Origin of the sequence: Pedobacter terrae, from assembly GCF_900100705.1 — a bacterium.
Lineage (GTDB): Bacteria > Bacteroidota > Bacteroidia > Sphingobacteriales > Sphingobacteriaceae > Pedobacter > Pedobacter terrae.
The window spans coordinates 67255-85571 of the sequence record NZ_FNCH01000014.1 but is presented as its reverse complement, the minus strand read 5'-3'; the positions used below and the strand labels follow the sequence as shown (position 1 = coordinate 85571).

Below are 18317 nucleotides of genomic sequence, written 5' to 3'. Positions count from 1 at the left end.
GTTTATGACATATACACCTTAAGAATGACTAGATCTTGGCCCGGATACGACTCAATGTTTCCATTCTGATGGCCAGAAAGGAAGCTATGTATTTTAAAGAAACCCGGTTAATCAGATCCGGAAAAGAAGTTAAGAATCGTTTATATCTTTTTTCCGACGAAGAAATTCTGCAAATATAGGCCCGCTCCTCTGCCGAACGGTAATACAACTCCATCATCCTTCTACCCACAATGTTCGCTTCAGTAAAGTTTTCAAACAGATAATGAGATAAAACATGTGGAATGGCAATCAAGTCTACATCTTCTAATGCCTGCAGATATTCTTCCGAATCACTTTCCAGCCATAAATTGCGTATGGTTCCTACAACTTCACCTTCTTTTGAAATCCAGGTGGTAATTTCGGTATCTCCATCTTTAATAAATCCCCTGACTAATCCTTTTACAATTAAAAACAGGAATTTATTGGGATCACCTGGTGAAACCAGATATCTATTCTTTTTATAACTAACCGGAAATGTATGTTGATTGATGCGTTTCTCTATCTCCTCAGTTAACGGATTGAAATTTTTAAAAAAAGCGATAAGCGGCGAAACATTATTGTATTTCTTCCACCTGTTCTGATCAGATAAATTAACTGCGATCATAAAAAAATACGGTTTGGATAGACGACACCTCTAAAGAAGAGAATTCTGCCGTAATAATAGCAACATAGATTTTAAAAAGGAAGTTTTTATTCACTTATCATTAAAAATTACATTAAAACTCTTTCTCAACGCCAAGACCAAACAAAGCGAAGTCGTACTTAACCGGATCCAAAGGGTCAAATTCCTTTAATTGAGTAGTTAATTCTACAGCAGTTAACCAATCCGTTTGCTTTCGGTTAATGAGGCCCAACAAACGCCCTACCCTATCAACATGTACATCGCATGGACAAATCAAATCTTTGGGCTTTAGTGTATTCCAGATTCCAAAATCAACCCCATTGTTATCAGCCCTTACCATCCATCTTAAAAACATATTTAAGCGCTTGCAGGTTGATTTTTGTTGTGGCGAAGAAATGTGCTTTTTGGTGCGGTGCGGAAAGTCATCCAACGAAAAAAAATATTGCCTGAAATAATTGAGGCACTGCTCTATAGAAACCTGGAGCTGTCCTGCCAAACAAACCTCTGCGGCGGGATATATCGATCCTTCATCGGCGATCTCCAGATAAGCATCAAGAAAAACTTCCTGTTTAGGCAAAAAAGCCTGTTCTAAACTATCAAACTGGCTGTAATGCATTTTAAAAAAAGAAATAAAATAAAGAAGATCTGTATCGTTAAAGGTGCGGTGTTTAAAATTAAGTAAACGCTTTAAATCATCATCACTATGGTGAAGCACAAAATCATAAGGTGCATTATCCATCCGGTTAAGCAACTCCCTGCATTTATTAATAATCGTTTTCCGTTGCCCCCAGGCCAATACTGCAGCAAAAAAACCTGCAATTTCGATATCCTGTTTTTTATCAAAAAGATGTGGAATGCAAACCGGATCATTTGCGATAAAATTAGGTTGATTATACTGCTCAACCTTACGGTCTAGAAAATTTTTCAGTTCCAGAAATTGCATACAAGTAATTATTTAAACGGAAATAGCAGCATCACATCAACCGCCTAACCGGATTGAAATGGTATCCTTTTTTGTTTTTTAGATTTTAATGAAGCAAGCACTTCAACAAAAAAGATTAGTGTAAGGCCGGACGAACATGAACTTTAGAACAGTACTTGCTTTACAAAAAAATCGGGCAAATGTTAACCATAATGCCCGATTTTAATTTTAAGCCAACGCGTTTTCCAGATCTTCCAAAAGATCGTCGATATCTTCCACCCCAACGCTTAAACGAAGTAGGTTATCGGTAACGCCAACCTTTTCTCTTTCTTCTTTCGGAATAGAGCCATGCGTCATAGTAGCCGGGTGATTTATTAATGATTCTACGCCACCTAAAGATTCGGCAAGGGTAAATACTTTAAAGTTAGATGAAATCCTAAAGGTTTCTTCCAAATCAGCACCTTTCAATGTAATCGAAATCATGCCCCCAAAGCCACGCATCTGTTTTTTAGCCACATCGTGGTTTGGATGATCTTCAAAACCCGGCCAATAAATTTTGTCAACTTTTGGATGTGTTTTTAAATAATGTGCAATACGTTCTCCATTTTCACAATGTGCTTTCATTCTTAGATGAAGCGTTTTAATACCTCTTAAAACCAAAAAAGCATCTTGCGGACCTGGAGTTGCACCACAGGCATTGTAAATAAACCAAAGATCTTTGTACAGTTGTTCATTATTGGTTACCAAAGCGCCCATAACCACATCAGAGTGGCCGCCAATATATTTGGTTACCGAATGCATCACAATATCGGCACCTAAATCGATAGGGTTTTGCAAGTATGGTGATGCAAAAGTATTGTCTACAGTTAAGATTAAATTTTTCTCCTTGGTAATTTTTGCTACCCCTTCAATATCAATAATCTGCATGGTTGGATTGGTAGGTGTTTCTATCCAAACCAATTTTGTCTTTTCATTAATGTAAGGAAGCATATTTTCCGGCTTAGAAAGATCCAGAAAATGGAATTTGATTCCGTATTTAGTGAAGATTTTAGTAAAAATACGGTATGAACCACCATAAAGATCATTTCCCGTAATGACCTCATCGCCCGGTTGCAATAATTTTAATACGGCATCGGTAGCCCCCATCCCACTGGAGAAGGCTAAGCCATATTTGGCATTTTCCAAAGCAGCTAAACAATCTTCCAATGCTTTACGTGTAGGATTGGTTCCTCTGGAATATTCATACCCCTTGTTATCTCCAGGAGATTTTTGCCAGTAGGTAGAGGTTTGGTATATTGGTGTCATTACCGCACCAGTGGTTGGATCAGGCTCCTGGCCTGCATGTATGGCTTTAGTTGCGAATTTCATTTTTTTTTAAGATTTGAGATATGAGACAAAAGATGTGAGACAATAGATGTGAGATATAAGATTTGTTTTTTCTCAAATCTCCCATCTCCTATCTAAAATCTGCCTAATATATTAAAGTCGTTACTCAGGAAATTATTATGACTAGCAACTCTAAATTTATTTTGAAACGTGGGTAAGGAGGCTCACGACTCCGAACTCACGACTCAGGACTGACCTAATATGCTCTTGCAAAAAGTACTCTCTGGATAGATGGTTTTCCTGAATAAATACAAATACCATCTTCCAATTTATTATCTAACGGAATACAACGAATGGTTGCTTTCGTTTCCTCTTTAATCTTTTGCTCCGTTTCTGGCGTTCCATCCCAATGTGCGGAAATAAAACCTGCCTTGGTATCTAACAATTCCTGAAACTCTTCGTAGCTGTTCGCTTCGGTAATATGCTCATCACGATAAGCCAATGCCTTATTGAACATGCATTGCTGAATATCTTCCAACAATTTGGCAATGTAAATATCCAGGCCTTCCTGCGGTACCGTTTGTTTAAGTTTGGTATCTCTGCGGGCAATTTCAACGGTTTTATTTTCCAAATCACGGCCACCAATGGCAATGCGCACGGGCACACCTTTCATTTCGTAATCTGCAAATTTAAAGCCGGGACGTTGTGTATCGCGGTCATCATATTTAACTGATATTCCCATACCTTTTAAACGTAAACTTAGTTCATTAACGTATGAGGAGATTTTGGAAAGATCTTCATCATTTTTATAAATCGGAACAATAACCACCTGGATCGGTGCCAGTTTTGGTGGAATAATCAATCCAGAATCATCACTATGCGCCATAATTAATGCCCCCATTAAACGGGTAGAAACGCCCCATGACGTAGCCCAAACATGATCTAACTTTCCATCCCTGCCGGTAAATTTAACATCAAAGGCTTTCGCAAAATTCTGACCTAAAAAGTGTGATGTACCAGCCTGTAATGCCTTACCATCCTGCATTAAAGCTTCAATGCAATAAGTATCCAGCGCGCCAGCAAAGCGCTCATTTGGTGATTTACGGCCCCTGATTACCGGCACAGCTAACCAATTTTCTGCAAAATCGGCATAAATATGCAGCATGCGTTCTGTTTCCTCAATCGCTTCTTCCGCCGTTGCGTGTGCGGTATGCCCCTCTTGCCATAAAAATTCTGCAGTACGTAGAAATAACCGGGTACGCATTTCCCATCTGACTACGTTAGCCCATTGGTTGATGAGTATGGGTAAATCACGGTATGACTGGATCCATCCTTTGTAGGTATTCCATATAATGGTTTCTGAAGTGGGACGGACAATTAATTCCTCTTCCAATTTGGCAGTTTCATCAACGATGATATTGCCATTGCCATCATTTTTAAGTCGATAATGCGTTACAACTGCACATTCTGTCGCAAAGCCCTCAACGTGAGAGGCTTCTTTCGAGAAAAATGACTTTGGGATGAATAATGGAAAATAAGCATTTTGATGTCCCGTATCTTTAAACATTTTGTCGAGTATGGCCTGCATTTTTTCCCATATAGCATAGCCATTTGGCTTTATAACCATACAACCACGTACAGCAGAGTGTTCTGCCAAATCTGCTTTTAACACAATATCATTATACCACTGGGAGTAATCTGCTTCCCTACTTGTAATTTCTTTGCTCATCTTATGTATTTGGAACGTAATTTGTAAGTTAAAAAGTGTAAAATTAGATGGCAAATTTATAAATTTATGCCTACAAACAATTAACAATAACCTCAATTATTTTATGCCTGTTTTTCGGCTAAGAAAATAGGCAATAATTAGTTACTTTTGATTGGTTTATTAAATAGGTAAACACACACAACTAAATATAAACACAATGAAACCAATTCAATTTTTACCCATTGTCATGATTGCCACTGCAGGACTGGTGGCCTCATGCTCAACATCAAAATTGGCTCAAACTAAGCCAGTTGATGATGTGTATAATTCTGTAGCGAAAGCCAGAGAAGTGGAGATTGTTCGTCCTCCTCAAAATCAACAGGCACAGAATCAAAACAACGGTCAGGAAGAATATGATGAGTATTATGGAACAAGCAACCCATATTACGACATGGATTATTCTTCAAGGATAAACCGGTTCCATAATGGATACAGCTTTCAGGGCTACTATGATCCTTATTTCGACAATTATTATTACGGCAACAGTTACGGGCCTTCCAACTATTTAGGCATCGGTTTAGGCTGGAATAGTGGTTATGGTTTAGGATGGGGCGGTGGCTTCGGTTATGGTGGCGGATGGGGCTACGGCAGCATCTGGAATAACCCATTCTATTATGGTAACATGGGCTTTGGATGGAACAATCCATGGGGCTGGAACGCCTGGGGACCTAACTCTTACTACGATCGTTATGGTTGGGGTGGCGGATATTACGGCGGAGGCTGGGGTATCGGTGGTGGATACTATGGCGGTGGCGTGTACACCAATAGCAATTTCAGACCTAGGCCTGGAAGTAATGACAGAGGCGTACCTAGATACGGCAATGGAAATAATGGTAATGTTGGCAGACCTAGCAGAAGTGGAGTAGTTAATCAAAATGGCGTATCTTATGCACCAAATAATAACGCCGGAAGGCCGGTAAGAAGTCAGGGTGGCTACAGTCAAAATGATGGCATGCAAAGTGGCAGACCAACCAGAAACAATAATTATTCACCCCAACAAGGTTCACAAAGCAGCAGACCTACCAGAAATGAGGGCTATACTCCTCCTGCCAGAACCGAAAGCAGACCAACTTATTCTCCTCCTCCATCATCATATGGCGGCGGCGGTGGCGGTTCTACTGGTGGTGGAGGCGGTGGTGGTTCAAGACCATCAAGAGCTGGAAGAGGTTAATTATAAAAGGTAAACACACAAATGAAAAAAATAATTATGGCTTCTCTAGTAGCTACAGTAGCTGCTATGGGAACAACGTATGCCCAAAGTTATGCACCTGATGCATTCCGTTTCTCTCAAACCAATTATGGTACCTCTGCCCGGTTTAAAGGAATGGGTGGCGCGCAAATTGGTGTTGGTGGCGACATCGGATCAATTAACGCCAACCCTGCTGGTTTAGGTTTATTTACCAAATCAGAATTCAGCATTACGCCTGAATTTAATTCAGTATCAAACAATAGCGCATACTTAGGCAATAATACCAAAGCCGATAAGAATCAGATTAATCTGAATAATATTGGTGTAGTATTTTATAGCCCAGCAGCCAAAATGAAAGGATCTGATGTAGATAAGGGTTTAGTTAGTACCGTATTTGGTTTGAGCTATACTCGAAATAATGACTTTTTGAATAATATTAGTTACAATGGCGTCAACGCAAATAATTCTATAAGAAATTCTTATGCAGATCAAGCAAATAATTATGGAGTTAACAACTCAATAGCTGGTGATGCTTACAATAGTTATTTGATTAACAGGAACACACCTGGTGCTCCCAATCAATTTTCGGCAGAATCTTCAGGTAATAGCTTTAAACAAAACTGGGACGAGGCACGTTTAGGGTCTACTTCTGAATTTAATGTAGCTGGTGCGCTAAATTTTGGCAATAAGGTATACATTGGTGCCACTGCGAGCTTTGTTAATGTAAAATATACGAGCGACGCCACATTTACAGAATCAGGTGTTGTTAACTCATACAATGATGGTGATGCGGTACCAACATACAATGGAAATGAAAATTACAGCCTTAACCACTTCCGGAATCAACAAACTAAAGGTGGTGGATTTAATCTAAAGTTAGGTGCAATTTTCAGACCGGTTAGCGAATTAAGGATCGGGCTAAATTTCCAGACACCAACCTGGATGAACATTGAGGATAATACCAGCGAAACCTTACAGGCAACTACTGCAGGGAATGCGAATACCGGACCAACTAAATCCAACAATCCAACCCAATATTATGGATTCACTTATAATCTGCGTACACCATTAAAAGCTTCAGCAGGTATTAGCTATGTTATTGCAGGTACTGCATTAATATCGGCTGATGTGGATTATGTGGATTATGCTTCCATGCGTTTTTCTGATGCTAATGGCTCAGGTATTTCTACTATAAATGATAATAATGCCTTCATTAAAGCATCGTATAAAGAAGCTGTTAATTACAGGGTTGGTGCAGAAGTAAAGGTTACCAATGAATTAAGTCTACGCGCAGGTTATGGTGTAAACGGAAATGGTATTAAAGGTGGCGACAATAAATTTTATCAGGGCCAATACTACACAGGTGGATTAGGTTACCGCATCGATAATTATTATTTCGATGTTGCTTACCAGAACTATAAAACAAACTTTAGCTCAAGTCCTTACTTATTAGACGATTTTAGCGAGCCGGTTGCGGATGTTAAAAGCAATAGAAATAATGTATTCCTAACTTTTGGAGTAAGATTTTAAATTTAGAAACACTATACAAAACGGCTTCAGTTTAAAAACTGAGGCCGTTTTTATTTACTCTTCACGATAATTTCTTTCTCACCATAAACCACTCCACCATTTGTTACTCCCTGTAGAACAATTTTAAAATCGCCTGTTAAATCGCCGGTATTAAAACTAATAGCTGTTTCACCATTAACCATCATCTGATAATTCCAATAAACAGTCGAAAAATTGATAGGCTCATTTTTATTAGTAATATCAGATACATAAAACTCTTTAGCCAGATTAATACCCTTTAAAATGGTAATATTAGGTTTACGCTCTCCCACTAAGCACCCTTTATAGGTGATTTTCCCTCCTTTCCCATCTGAATAAATTTCACCTGTCACCGGACTGCTATTGTCAGCATCTGCAACGTGATTTTGGCAGTTTAAAATGTTATACCTGCAAACATAATCACCACATTTATTATAAGTTCCTTTTGCGTAATCAGTATTTTGATTTTTCTTAGTAATCACCACTTCTTTAAGTTTGATGCCAGCCGTCGAAGTTATGCTTTGATAACCGCTATTCAAGACATCCGCTTTTGTATTGGGAAGTTCAAATTTTTGCTTCACAATATATTTTGCAAGTTCGTCATGAGGATTGTCTATTTTCAGTTCGTACTGGTCATATTTATCGGTAACCAACCCCAGCCAAACCGGTATCTTTGGATCTTTAATTAGGAGGTGATCATACGGTATATTAAATCGGCCGGTGCTATCTGTATTCAGGAAATTCAGGCTTTCCCCGGCTATTGTTGTTAAGCCAATGGAACTGACCACGGCCTTTTTTCTTCTGGTAATCTCACCATGATATTCAAAGCTCGAAAGTACTGCTTCTTTATTCTCCACTTCAGCTTCTGGCCATTTATACCTGCTCCAGGTTTTAACCAGAAGGATATCATTTAGATAATCCTGATCAACATACTTTAAACCCATCGATCGGCTAGGAAGTGGTTTTAAATGTTGTTGTAAATAAAAATAATCGATAATGTTCTGGTTATTCCCAACTGAGATCCTATTTGCTTGGGTACACGAAATAGAAACCAGTGCTGTAAGTGCGGCTTTATTTTTACCGGTTACATTCAATTTTAAATTCACCTGATCTCTTGTACTATACTCATTTTTATCTGTGGATAGTTCGATCTGATTAAGCTGATCATAATGCGCAAAGAAAATCCTTTCGGCCATTGGGCAATCATTGCTATCTAAAATGGTTACTGTATTTAATCCAATTGGTACGGAATCTAATTTAAACCTTATATTTTGGGTTTTGTTAGCCGCTAATATCAAATCGGCGTGCAAAAAAACATCAGCGAAATTATGCACCAGAACATGAACTTTTTGATTATTATTGGCCACCAGCTGTAGCCTGAAATCATTTTCGGCTATTGCTGTGCCTGCTGTTAAAACAGCTCCATATTTTAATGCCGCAGGTAAATGATAACTGATACCTTCCTGTTCACTGCCAAAAAGTTTAACGTAATATTTTTTTGATGGCTTTGGACAGATCGAAAATGAACCAAGCCCTGTAGAATTGCTTTGGAGGGTATCAATTATCCTGTCATTTTCATATAAGATAGCCGTTGCTTTTATGGCAGTGCCTTCAAGGTCTTTAATTTCAAAACCTACCTTCGAAGTTAAGCAGTCTACCAGGTAACCACCTTCGGGGTAAAATTGAATCTGATAATTTGAACGGCTCCTCACCGGGAGATTAAACTTAATGTACCTGATATCTTTACCTTTTTTGATGGAGACATTAAGTTGGTTATTATCCCCTGTAATTTTATCCGCAGGAAAGTTAATCATCAGTTCACCGATTACATTACTTTTAGCTGTACCGGTGAGCAGTGTTTGTTTATCCTTACCGATCTGATATTTTATTTCTGCATTTTCAACAAAACGGTTATCACTAGATAAAATTTTTAATAATGCTGTTCCATTTTTGCTCTGCTCATCATAAGCTTTAAAAATAGAAACATTGGCCGTCAATGGATTTACAGTAGTAGATTTGATGATAATGGACTGCACAAATTCTCCTTCTGGCTGATTATCCTTTTTAATATTGGTATTTGCCACAAAACGATATGAACCGCTCGGCAGCGAATCAGGTAAGGTTAGCGCACCGAATGCAAATCCTTTTTCAATCAAAAATTTTTCCTGGATTACGACACTGCTATCACTGTTATTGATCAGCGATAAATAAAGCGTATGGTATTGATCTAAACTGGTAATGGTTTTTAGTAGATACCCACTAAACCAAACCTGATCATTATTGGTATAAATGTTTTTGTCGAAATGAACGAACAGATTAGATTGAGCTGTTTTTATGCCATAGCGATTGATATTCGATACTACGCTATCAAGTTTCACATCCTGCGCCTTTGTGTTTACAAATAAAAGTATGATACAGGCAAGGAGAATTTGAAATTTTGAAAGCATATTTTGATCGTTTAGCTAAAAATCGAAAATTTTCGCCAGATAATCAAAATATCTCCAATTAGTGACTTAATCTTTAGAACAGTTTATGTGAGTATGCTATTTAAAACGATCACAAAATTTTAACAATTCGTTGCTTTTCCACATACAAAGTTAATCCGGTACGGACTTTAAACTTCAGTTTTTCGCATAGCGAATTCTTATACCCACCAATGGTACGCTGACTCACAAATATCTAAGCCGCATTCATTAACCAGTTCTATATTTTTAATCTGGCCAAACATCAAGAATAGTTAAGGTAATTTTAGTCCCTTTAGTAATCACGAGGTGGATTTTGGCTGGATATCGGCTTGTAATCAAACTTTTTACAGTATCAAGTAAATCCTTAGGGAGCCAACGTATCCTTCAATTTCGGTAATCAAAGATTTATAAAAGATTTCATTTTGCTCCAAAACAGTCAGTTGTAGCTTAGCTAAACTTAGGAGCTGCCCAACATCATCATGTATTTCTTCGCTTATCGTTTCAAATGTCTGCTTCTGCATTTTCAAGCCGGATTGAAGCAATTGCTCACTATGATGTTTTTCTAGTTCTTCCGTTCTTTTGCATACAGGAATTTCGTTTTCTAAAAATACAACATCAGGAAAACTATTGCTAGGAAAAAAATAAAGGATACCCAAAACTGGATATCCTTATCACTATTTACTAATTATTATTTAATTCGCATCCCACCACAACCTATCTGTAAGTTTAGCCTTTTGTTGAGGTTGTGGGTTGGCGGTAATTTCGGAATTTGGATAAAGTACCCGTCTTGGAATCTCCGAAAGTGCATTTTTCACTTTTGTTAAAACCGGGAATCCGGTGCGGCGCCAGTCGGTATAATTCTCTGCATTTAAGAAATTTGAGATAGACTTTTCTTCTATAATCAAACGGAGTGCGTTTGTAGTGGTAAGTGCGCCTCTAGAAGCAATATATGTATCTATATCGGCAGCGCTAACTCCAATTTTAGTCATGTGTTGCTTTATCCCCTCCTGGTAAAAAGGTTGTGCAGCTGCAAATCCTGATACAACCAAGGTAGCTTCAGCTTTAATAAACAAAGCCTCAGTATAATTTACCAGATAATTATTCGCATTTGCACCGGCATAAAAATCGGCCGGAATAGAATAAGACTCCAGACTCCCAATTTCGGGCAGGCCTATTTCCCTACCTGTATATAAACCAGTTTGTTTAGCGGGCTTAATCATTTTGCTTAACCTCGGGTCATTACGTGTTTTAAAAGCATCAACAAAAGTATTGGCTAATACAAACGTGCTGGCCGGCAAAAAATTCTGCTGCCATGGATTTTCCGCACCTGCCGCACCACTAAAAGCAATTTTGGCATCATCATCATTACTTTGCATGCCATCGGTCAAAGCAGTTAAAGCCAGTTGCGCCTGCGCTATTGCCGTATTACCAGGTGCTTTACTTAAATGCATATAATAACGCGCCTTTAAAGTGTAGGCCAGTTTTTTCCACTTTGCCATGTCGCCAGCGTAGAAGTAATCGTCACTTCCGGGCGCAAGTCCGGCATCCTTGCCAATATCAGCTATACCCTCATCCAATAATGCTTGAATCTGAACATAGATTTGTTGCTGATTATCGTAAACCGGTGTCGCCTGGTTTATTCCTAAAAATGCCTGACTGTAAGGGATGTCGCCCCATGCATCGGTTGCATAGCCAAGAGTATAAGCGGTAAGAATTTTAGCAATTGCAGTATACTTAAAATTACCACCGGCTACAGCCTTAATTTTCAATAGATTTAGGTTATTCAGGGTTCTCACATATACATTGTTCCAATCACCATCCATATCAATATTATACATCAAATAAGTACCAAAATTTGGCGCCACCTGGTTAAGTGCCATTACCTGCATGTATTGTTGTAATACTACACTTAAATTTCCATCGCCAGATGCATTGATATTTTGTGAGATCAACATTTGTATAGGTGGCAACATCAACGACTCTTTAACATCAATAGGTCTGTTGGGGTCATCGTTTACATCGAGGTATTTTTTGCATCCGGCCAATGCTACCATTAGGGCGAATACTATAATAAAATATATCTTTTTCATGTTATTATTTCTAGTTGTTAAGGTCTATAAGGTCAATTTCACACTAAAGTCAACAGATCGCGAGGTTGGCGTTGAGAACGAATAAATTCCTTGCGAACCATTTGATGATCCAAATGAGCTTACCTCCGGATCACCACCTGTAAAGTGTGGGGCATAAATCCAAAGGTTACGGCCTGTTACCTGAAAACCAATGGTTTTAAAAGGTGATTTTTGCAGCCAGCCTGGTTTTAAATGATACCCAAGGCTTACATTACGCAATTTCACATAGGTTCCATCCTGAATTACAGATTCTAAAACACTATTGATACGCTGATAATAGGCTTGCCCCAAAACCGAAACCGTATTTGGCAAACCGGTTGTAGCGTTAACACCCTCCACTACCCTCGGCCCGCGATCTTCTGTAACTTTTGGTGTACCATAGAAATAGCCATAACCATCTACATTATTTTGAATATCTCCCCCCTTTTTCATGTCAAAAGAGAAACTAAAAGTGAATTGCTTGTACTTCAAATTATTTACAATGCCACCCATCCAATCTGGATTAATATCACCAATAATGCCCTGAGTATCGGCAGCAAAAGGAAGACCAGTTTCATCGGTTAACAATTGCCCGGAAGCATTGCGGGCATAACGGGTGCCATAAATAACGCCATAGGGCTGGTTAACAAAAATAGATGTAAAGCCGTTACCAACCTGGTTCAGGTCTTTATAAATAGAGAGTACTTTATTTCTGATGCGACTGTAATTAATGGTTAAATCCCAGTTAAAATCTTTCGTGGCAATAGGTTTGGCATTTAACAGCACTTCAATGCCACGGTTGCGCATCGATGCAGAATTTACACTGGTAGCATTAAAGCCAGTTGAAGGTGCCAAAGCAACGGTTGGAATAATCCCATTCCTGGTTTTCTTATCAAAATAGGTAACCTCCAACCCTATGCGGCTTTTAAAGAACCCGGTTTCTAAACCTACTTCAACCTCGTTTATACGTTCGTTTTTAAGATTGGGATTGTTAAGTGTCTGGCTAATTAAGAAACCAGATTGTCCCTGGTAAGGAAAAGTGGTATTTCTAATCGTTTGCGATTCGTATGGGGTGAGTAAGCTATAGGCGCCAATACTTGCATTGCCCACCGTACTGTATGATACCCGAAGTTTACCAAAGTTCATTACGCTAGAAACACCTGGCGAAAAGAAATTAGAGAAAATAAAACTCATGGCAGCCGAACCATATGGGTAAAAAGTATTGTCTTTAGCTAATACCGAAGCCCCATCATACCTACCTGTTAAGGATAGGATAATGAACTTCTTGTAATCAATATTAGATTGCAGATAAAAACCTACTTTGCGTGTTAGGTAACTGGTTTCGGTAAACTTAACCGTAGAAGCGGAACCAATATTATTAAATCCGGGAATGGTAATACCCAAACCATTGGCATAACCATTTTGTGAATACGTAGAGATGATGTTATTTCCGAGCAAAGCTTCAATATTAAAATCTCCAAAACTTTTATTCGCATTCAGTATCAAATCGTTGTTATACTGTCTGAAATTGGTATTATTGTTTACAATCCTTCCATTGGGATTAGAAACAGAAAGTAACGACTCGGTGTATTTACCCTGCTCTACATATACATCGGCACCAAAACGTTCTGTAATGGTTAACCAGCTTAATGGTTTATAATCGGCAGTAAATGTGGGCAGAAAACGGTTAACAATTGAAGTATTACTGATATTATCTAACACCCAGTAAGGGTTATTACGAGAGAAACGAAATAAACGCTGGCTCCCATCAGGGTTAACCGAGGGCTGCAGATCGTAGGATACCGGAGCCGAAAAGATAGTCCATACCGGGCTCTCCAGTGCATAACCTTCTGGCAAACGGCGGTTTTTGGTATTGGCATAATTCAAGGAAAAAGTAACATTCAAATCTTTTATAATCTGTGTGGTAAATTTTCCGAAAAGCGTATTACGGTCGAACGATGTAGTGGGTACTGTTCCGTTCTGTGCAAAATTGGTATAAGACAAGAAATAAGAATTATAAGCACTACCACCCGTAATAGCCACTGTATTAGAATATGTTTTGCCGGTTTTGAAAAACAAATCAGACTGATTATACACTGGTGCTGGCTGGCCGTTGATTTTTAGGGTATCCATCCTTGCCCCCCAGGATGTACTGGTTTTCTGGCTTACTCCATCAAAGTACACACCGTTAGAACCTAGTGAATATTTATCCTGGATTTCGGGCAATAAGGGTTTCTCCATCGAAAAGGAAGAAGAAAAGCTGATGCTAGGCTTTTTATTCAGCCCCCCTGTCTTGGTGGTGATAATGATTACCCCTTTAGCCCCATCAGATCCGTACAATGCAGTTGCGGCACCGCCTTTTAATACGTTAATGCTTTCAATAATATTGGGATCAAGATCTGCAATACGGTTGGTACCAGGCCCTGAGTTTAGGTTACCCGTTTCATCATTATTTACTGGTATACCATCAATTACCATCAAAGCCTCATTGTTGCCATAGAGCGAGTTGGCACCCCTGATTACGATACGGGATGAACTTCCTGGCGTACCAGAAGAACTGGTGATCTGCACACCCGAAACCTTACCCGCTAACGCATTTACCAGATTAGGTTCTTTCGATTGAGTAATCTGATCGCCTTTTACTTCTTGCGAACTATAGGTTAAATTTCGTTTTTCGCGTTTCACACCCAGCGCAGTTACGACAATTTCATTTAGGTTTTGCTGGTCTTCACTTAATACAATAGTAATATTGCTTTGTCCGCTATATGCAAATTCTTTGTTAATGTAACCAATCCCACTAAAAACAAGAGTAGCCGGATTTGGACTATTAATTGAAAATACACCCTTGGTATCAGAAGAAGTACCACCAGTTATCCCTTTTATTTTTACTGAAATCCCTGGGATTGGCTGCCCCAGTGCGTCGGTTATTTTTCCGCTGATAAGCGACGTTTGACCATAAATCTGTAAAAAACAGAGCATAGCCATTGTGAAGAAAGTAGTCTTTAGTTTGGTCATCGTTTTCGGTCTAGTTAGTAGTATGACCAAAATTAAGCTTATAAAAAACCAGATTGAATGATGATTTTAACTCGTACTAATCAAAAATTAACACAATAATTAAAACCATATTTAAAATACTGATAATCCGAATACATTTTTGGGTATTTTATTTATGTATTCCGAATAAATATTGACATTGTATGTCAGGCCACCTTAAATCCGTTAAAATTAAAGAGATATAAATCTAAAAACATAATTATAGGCTGAGATTTGATCATTCTCAATTGGATTCTATAGCTACCAGATGAAAATAATCTTAATGCAGGCACTTAAAAATCTTTGCATGAGCGAGAATGCTCCCCATTAATTGATGCTGTCGAAGTTAGGTTTCTAGCGCATTTATTCCGATTCGTTAATTTAAGAAGTCTTCAACTACGCTTACGCTAACAACAGCAGAACTGAAATTGATCATGCTGCTAGAATTCAGAAGGTGCTACAGATTATAAAATAAAAATACTTTATAACTCATTTTATACTGAGGATAAAGTTATACTTAAATTGAATTACTCTCCGCAGGTATTGAAGTTTTGTCCGCTAAAAATAATCATAGTTCTAACTATAAAAACTAGCCATTAAATAGCCCATAAAGCGCTCCACCTTTTTTACCCAGTTCATCCAGTTTAGTCTCAATCACTGCATCCTTAATCAATTCGGGTGCATGGTGGGGCTTTTTCCGTGCATCGATAATCACCGAACCTTTACATCCCCAGTGTTTATTAATGATAAAATCGTTAACGCCATAAATATCTGCTGCCGGGTTACTTCTCGTAAAGGTTACCCAAACCAGATTATCAATATTGGCAGCGGTAAATTCAGCATCATCAGCAAGTACAATAAGGGGCAAGCCCGAAAGATCTTGATCAATTAAAGCTATATTTAACTTAGCAATTTCCGCAGCTGTCTTTTCCGCACTAAGGTACTTGTCACACTCCATCACTAAAACCCCGGGAATAGCAAGCTGTGATTGATAACAACCATCGCCAAGCTTTATTCCTTCAGGAAGCGCACTCCATAACGTTCGCTTTTTTTCCCCTGCGGCTGCAAAAACAACCTTCGAACCACTATTTAAGCCGTCACCACTATAATCCAGCGTGTCAATTGTTGTATTGGTATAAAAATGGATATCTCTGGTTAAATCAATACGTTCCAGCACATGATTTAAGAATCCTGAAATATCATGTGTATTTAAAAGTTCGTTATCTTCTTTTGCAGCTATGAATACGTACTTTGCCAAACTCAATTGATTTTTCCCAAGGATATGATTGGCAATCGTTAAAATCTCCTGTGGTCTTCTTTCTTTTAAATAAGGGGTGTAACGCTCGCTACCTATGGCGAAAAGCAGTGGGTGAACACCAGCTGCATCTACCGCATGCACTTCTTTTAAACCATGTATTTCCTGCGGGATGGCTGAACCCGTAATTTCGTGAATCAATGCACCAAAACTGGTATCCTCTTGCGGAGGACGGCCGACTACCGTAAATGACCAGATGGCATCCTTTTTATGATACACATTATGCACTTTCATTAAAGGAAATGGGTGTGTTAAGCTATAATACCCTAAATGATCACCAAAAGGCCCCTCTGGTTTATTTTCATTTGGATAAACGGTTCCTGTTATGATAAAATCAGCATCTGCTGAAATGCAGAAACCTTCGTCATCATAAAAATAGCGGAAACGCCTGTCGCCCAGTGCGCCTGCAAAAGTCATTTCAGACAAACCTTCTGGTAAAGGCATTACAGCGGCCAGCGGATGTGACGGTGGACCACCAACAAAAATACTCACTTTTAAAGGCTGTCCCAGCGCATTGGCTTTAGACTGATGTACACCTATACCCCTGTGAATCTGATAATGCAACCCTAGTTCCTGATCCTGAATATAATCGTTTCCACCCAATTGAATGCGATACATTCCAAGGTTTGCATTCAAAACACCAGGCTTTTCTATATCCTCCGTATATACCTGTGGCATGGTAACAAATGGCCCACCATCCATAGGCCAGTTCACAATCTGCGGTAACTGACTGATAGTTGTTTTCAAAAATTTGCTTTTAGCGGAAGGTGTTTTTAGCGGTAGCGCAGACAAAGCCGACATTGCAGAACCTGCATATTTGAATGGATTTTTTAATGCTTTTATAGGATCGTTCCTCAACGAAACCAACTGCTGCACCTTGGGTAAGGTATCTCTGAAAATGAACTTCGATCTTTCTAAAGTTCCAAACAAATTTGAAACTGCAGGAAACGGACTTCCTTTAACCTTTTCAAATAGAATAGCCGGACCTTTATTTTCATAAACCCGTAAATGGATGGCCGCCATTTCTAAATAAGGATCTACTTCTTCCTTTATTCTGATCAGATGACCATGCTTTTCAAGATCGGAAACACATGCTGCTAAACTTTTGTATGCCATGTCCCAAAGATAAATAATTAGACTTTCTATGAAACAAAAAAGCCTTATATAAGCAGATTTTACAATAAATCTACTTACATAAGGCCAATAACCTACCAATACTGATATTATTTCTTACCAGCGAAAGAACGTAACATCCAGGTATTTTTCTCTTTAAACTGCATAAACTTATTTACCATATCGTTTGTTCCGTCATCACCGGCCTGTTCAGACGCTTCCATTACTTCACGCTCCAACTCGATTAAGGTGGCCATATCATCTAAAATGGCCTCAACCATGTCTAAATCTTTCATACCGATGGTATCCACTTCCTGAATTTTAGATTCTTTAATGTAATCGGCAAAGCGACTATGTGGCGGTTTACCTAAAGTTAACACACGTTCTGCAATTTCATCAATAGTTAACTGTGCATTGGTATATAATTCTTCGAACTTTACATGAAGCGTAAAAAAATTCTGTCCTTTAATGTTCCAGTGGCAACCTCTTAATTTTTGATAATGAATGTGGTAATTAGCCAAATAATCATTTAACAGATCTACAACTGGTTTAACTTCTTTTTCGTTCAAGCTTATTTCTTTAGCGTCCATTTTATTATGATTTATAATGTTTTTAATGTGAACGTAACAAACAACATTTATAAAAGTTTGTTCAATTTTGTCTTTTGAACAATAGGTTATTTATTAAATCGTTTAATAGCTGAAAATAAACAAAGGGAGAATATCATAAACAATTGTGAATGAATAGTATATCGATATAATAAGTTTAAAATTATCTCATTTTAACCTAAAAGCTGACAGGTCAGCTTAAGGTGGTTAACAATATTATTCGTATAATTGCGGTCCTTGATTTAGAAATTTATATAAAAA

12 protein-coding genes are annotated in these 18317 nt (G+C 38.4%); 2 read left to right on the top strand and 10 right to left on the bottom strand.

What is annotated here, in order from left to right; all coding sequences use genetic code 11:
- Window positions 1-28: 28 nt before the first annotated feature.
- The 4 genes from BLR60_RS17070 to proS all read right to left on the bottom strand — a co-directional run bounded on the left by BLR60_RS17070 (window position 29) and on the right by proS (window position 4638).
- Window positions 29-643, bottom strand: a complete 615-nt coding sequence (locus tag BLR60_RS17070) for a Crp/Fnr family transcriptional regulator (RefSeq protein ID WP_090502014.1) — start codon at window positions 641-643, stop codon at window positions 29-31.
- A gap of 112 nt (window positions 644-755) precedes the next feature.
- Complete coding sequence (locus BLR60_RS17065) at window positions 756-1604, bottom strand: TIGR02757 family protein (RefSeq protein ID WP_090502012.1); 849 nt, start codon at window positions 1602-1604, stop codon at window positions 756-758.
- Between the two features lie 207 nt (window positions 1605-1811).
- Entirely contained in the window at window positions 1812-2951 is a 1140-nt protein-coding gene (locus BLR60_RS17060; protein ID WP_090502010.1) for a cystathionine gamma-synthase, read from the bottom strand.
- 214 nt (window positions 2952-3165) lie between these two features.
- Entirely contained in the window at window positions 3166-4638 is a 1473-nt protein-coding gene (gene proS / locus BLR60_RS17055; RefSeq protein WP_090502008.1) for a proline--tRNA ligase, read from the bottom strand.
- Between the two features lie 196 nt (window positions 4639-4834).
- On the opposite strand from proS, the gene BLR60_RS17050 reads away from it, so the two are divergent.
- Both BLR60_RS17050 and BLR60_RS17045 read left to right on the top strand, forming a co-directional pair.
- Window positions 4835-5848 (top strand): hypothetical protein, encoded by a 1014-nt coding sequence (locus BLR60_RS17050; RefSeq protein ID WP_143009103.1) that lies wholly within the window; start codon window positions 4835-4837, stop codon window positions 5846-5848.
- Between the two features lie 21 nt (window positions 5849-5869).
- On the top strand, window positions 5870-7396 hold the full coding sequence (locus tag BLR60_RS17045; RefSeq protein WP_090502004.1) for an OmpP1/FadL family transporter: 1527 nt from the start codon (window positions 5870-5872) through the stop codon (window positions 7394-7396).
- Window positions 7397-7446: 50 nt separating this feature from the next.
- Here BLR60_RS17045 and BLR60_RS17040 read toward each other — a convergent pair whose 3' ends face one another.
- The 6 genes from BLR60_RS17040 to BLR60_RS17015 form a co-directional block, all read right to left on the bottom strand.
- Window positions 7447-9861 carry a hypothetical protein gene (locus BLR60_RS17040; RefSeq protein ID WP_090502002.1) on the bottom strand — a complete coding sequence of 805 codons (2415 nt, stop codon included), beginning with the start codon at window positions 9859-9861 and terminating at the stop codon, window positions 7447-7449.
- A gap of 362 nt (window positions 9862-10223) precedes the next feature.
- Entirely contained in the window at window positions 10224-10535 is a 312-nt protein-coding gene (locus BLR60_RS17035) for a histidine kinase (RefSeq protein WP_090502000.1), read from the bottom strand.
- A 36-nt stretch (window positions 10536-10571) separates the two neighbouring features.
- A complete protein-coding gene (locus tag BLR60_RS17030) occupies window positions 10572-11969 on the bottom strand; it encodes a SusD/RagB family nutrient-binding outer membrane lipoprotein (protein WP_090501998.1) in 1398 nt (465 codons plus the stop codon).
- Window positions 11970-11993: 24 nt separating this feature from the next.
- On the bottom strand, window positions 11994-15002 hold the full coding sequence (locus BLR60_RS17025) for a SusC/RagA family TonB-linked outer membrane protein (protein ID WP_090501996.1): 3009 nt from the start codon (window positions 15000-15002) through the stop codon (window positions 11994-11996).
- 607 nt (window positions 15003-15609) lie between these two features.
- Window positions 15610-17451, bottom strand: a complete 1842-nt coding sequence (locus BLR60_RS17020) for a UbiD family decarboxylase (protein WP_090501994.1) — start codon at window positions 17449-17451, stop codon at window positions 15610-15612.
- Between the two features lie 107 nt (window positions 17452-17558).
- A complete protein-coding gene (locus BLR60_RS17015; RefSeq protein WP_090501992.1) occupies window positions 17559-18038 on the bottom strand; it encodes a Dps family protein in 480 nt (159 codons plus the stop codon).
- Window positions 18039-18317 lie beyond the last annotated feature (279 nt).

Excerpts from the sequence above, each read along its gene's own strand:
- BLR60_RS17070 (WP_090502014.1), bottom strand. The coding sequence starts at position 643 with ATGATCGCAGTTAATTTATCTGATCAGAACAGGTGGAAGAAATACAAT.
- BLR60_RS17065 (WP_090502012.1), bottom strand. The coding sequence starts at position 1,604 with ATGCAATTTCTGGAACTGAAAAATTTTCTAGACCGTAAGGTTGAGCAG.
- BLR60_RS17025 (WP_090501996.1), bottom strand. The coding sequence starts at position 15,002 with ATGACCAAACTAAAGACTACTTTCTTCACAATGGCTATGCTCTGTTTT.
- BLR60_RS17040 (WP_090502002.1), bottom strand. The coding sequence starts at position 9,861 with ATGCTTTCAAAATTTCAAATTCTCCTTGCCTGTATCATACTTTTATTT.
- BLR60_RS17030 (WP_090501998.1), bottom strand. The coding sequence starts at position 11,969 with ATGAAAAAGATATATTTTATTATAGTATTCGCCCTAATGGTAGCATTG.
- proS (WP_090502008.1), bottom strand. The coding sequence starts at position 4,638 with ATGAGCAAAGAAATTACAAGTAGGGAAGCAGATTACTCCCAGTGGTAT.
- BLR60_RS17045 (WP_090502004.1), top strand. The coding sequence starts at position 5,870 with ATGAAAAAAATAATTATGGCTTCTCTAGTAGCTACAGTAGCTGCTATG.
- BLR60_RS17050 (WP_143009103.1), top strand. The coding sequence starts at position 4,835 with ATGAAACCAATTCAATTTTTACCCATTGTCATGATTGCCACTGCAGGA.
- BLR60_RS17060 (WP_090502010.1), bottom strand. The coding sequence starts at position 2,951 with ATGAAATTCGCAACTAAAGCCATACATGCAGGCCAGGAGCCTGATCCA.
- BLR60_RS17020 (WP_090501994.1), bottom strand. The coding sequence starts at position 17,451 with ATGGCATACAAAAGTTTAGCAGCATGTGTTTCCGATCTTGAAAAGCAT.
- BLR60_RS17015 (WP_090501992.1), bottom strand. The coding sequence starts at position 18,038 with ATGGACGCTAAAGAAATAAGCTTGAACGAAAAAGAAGTTAAACCAGTT.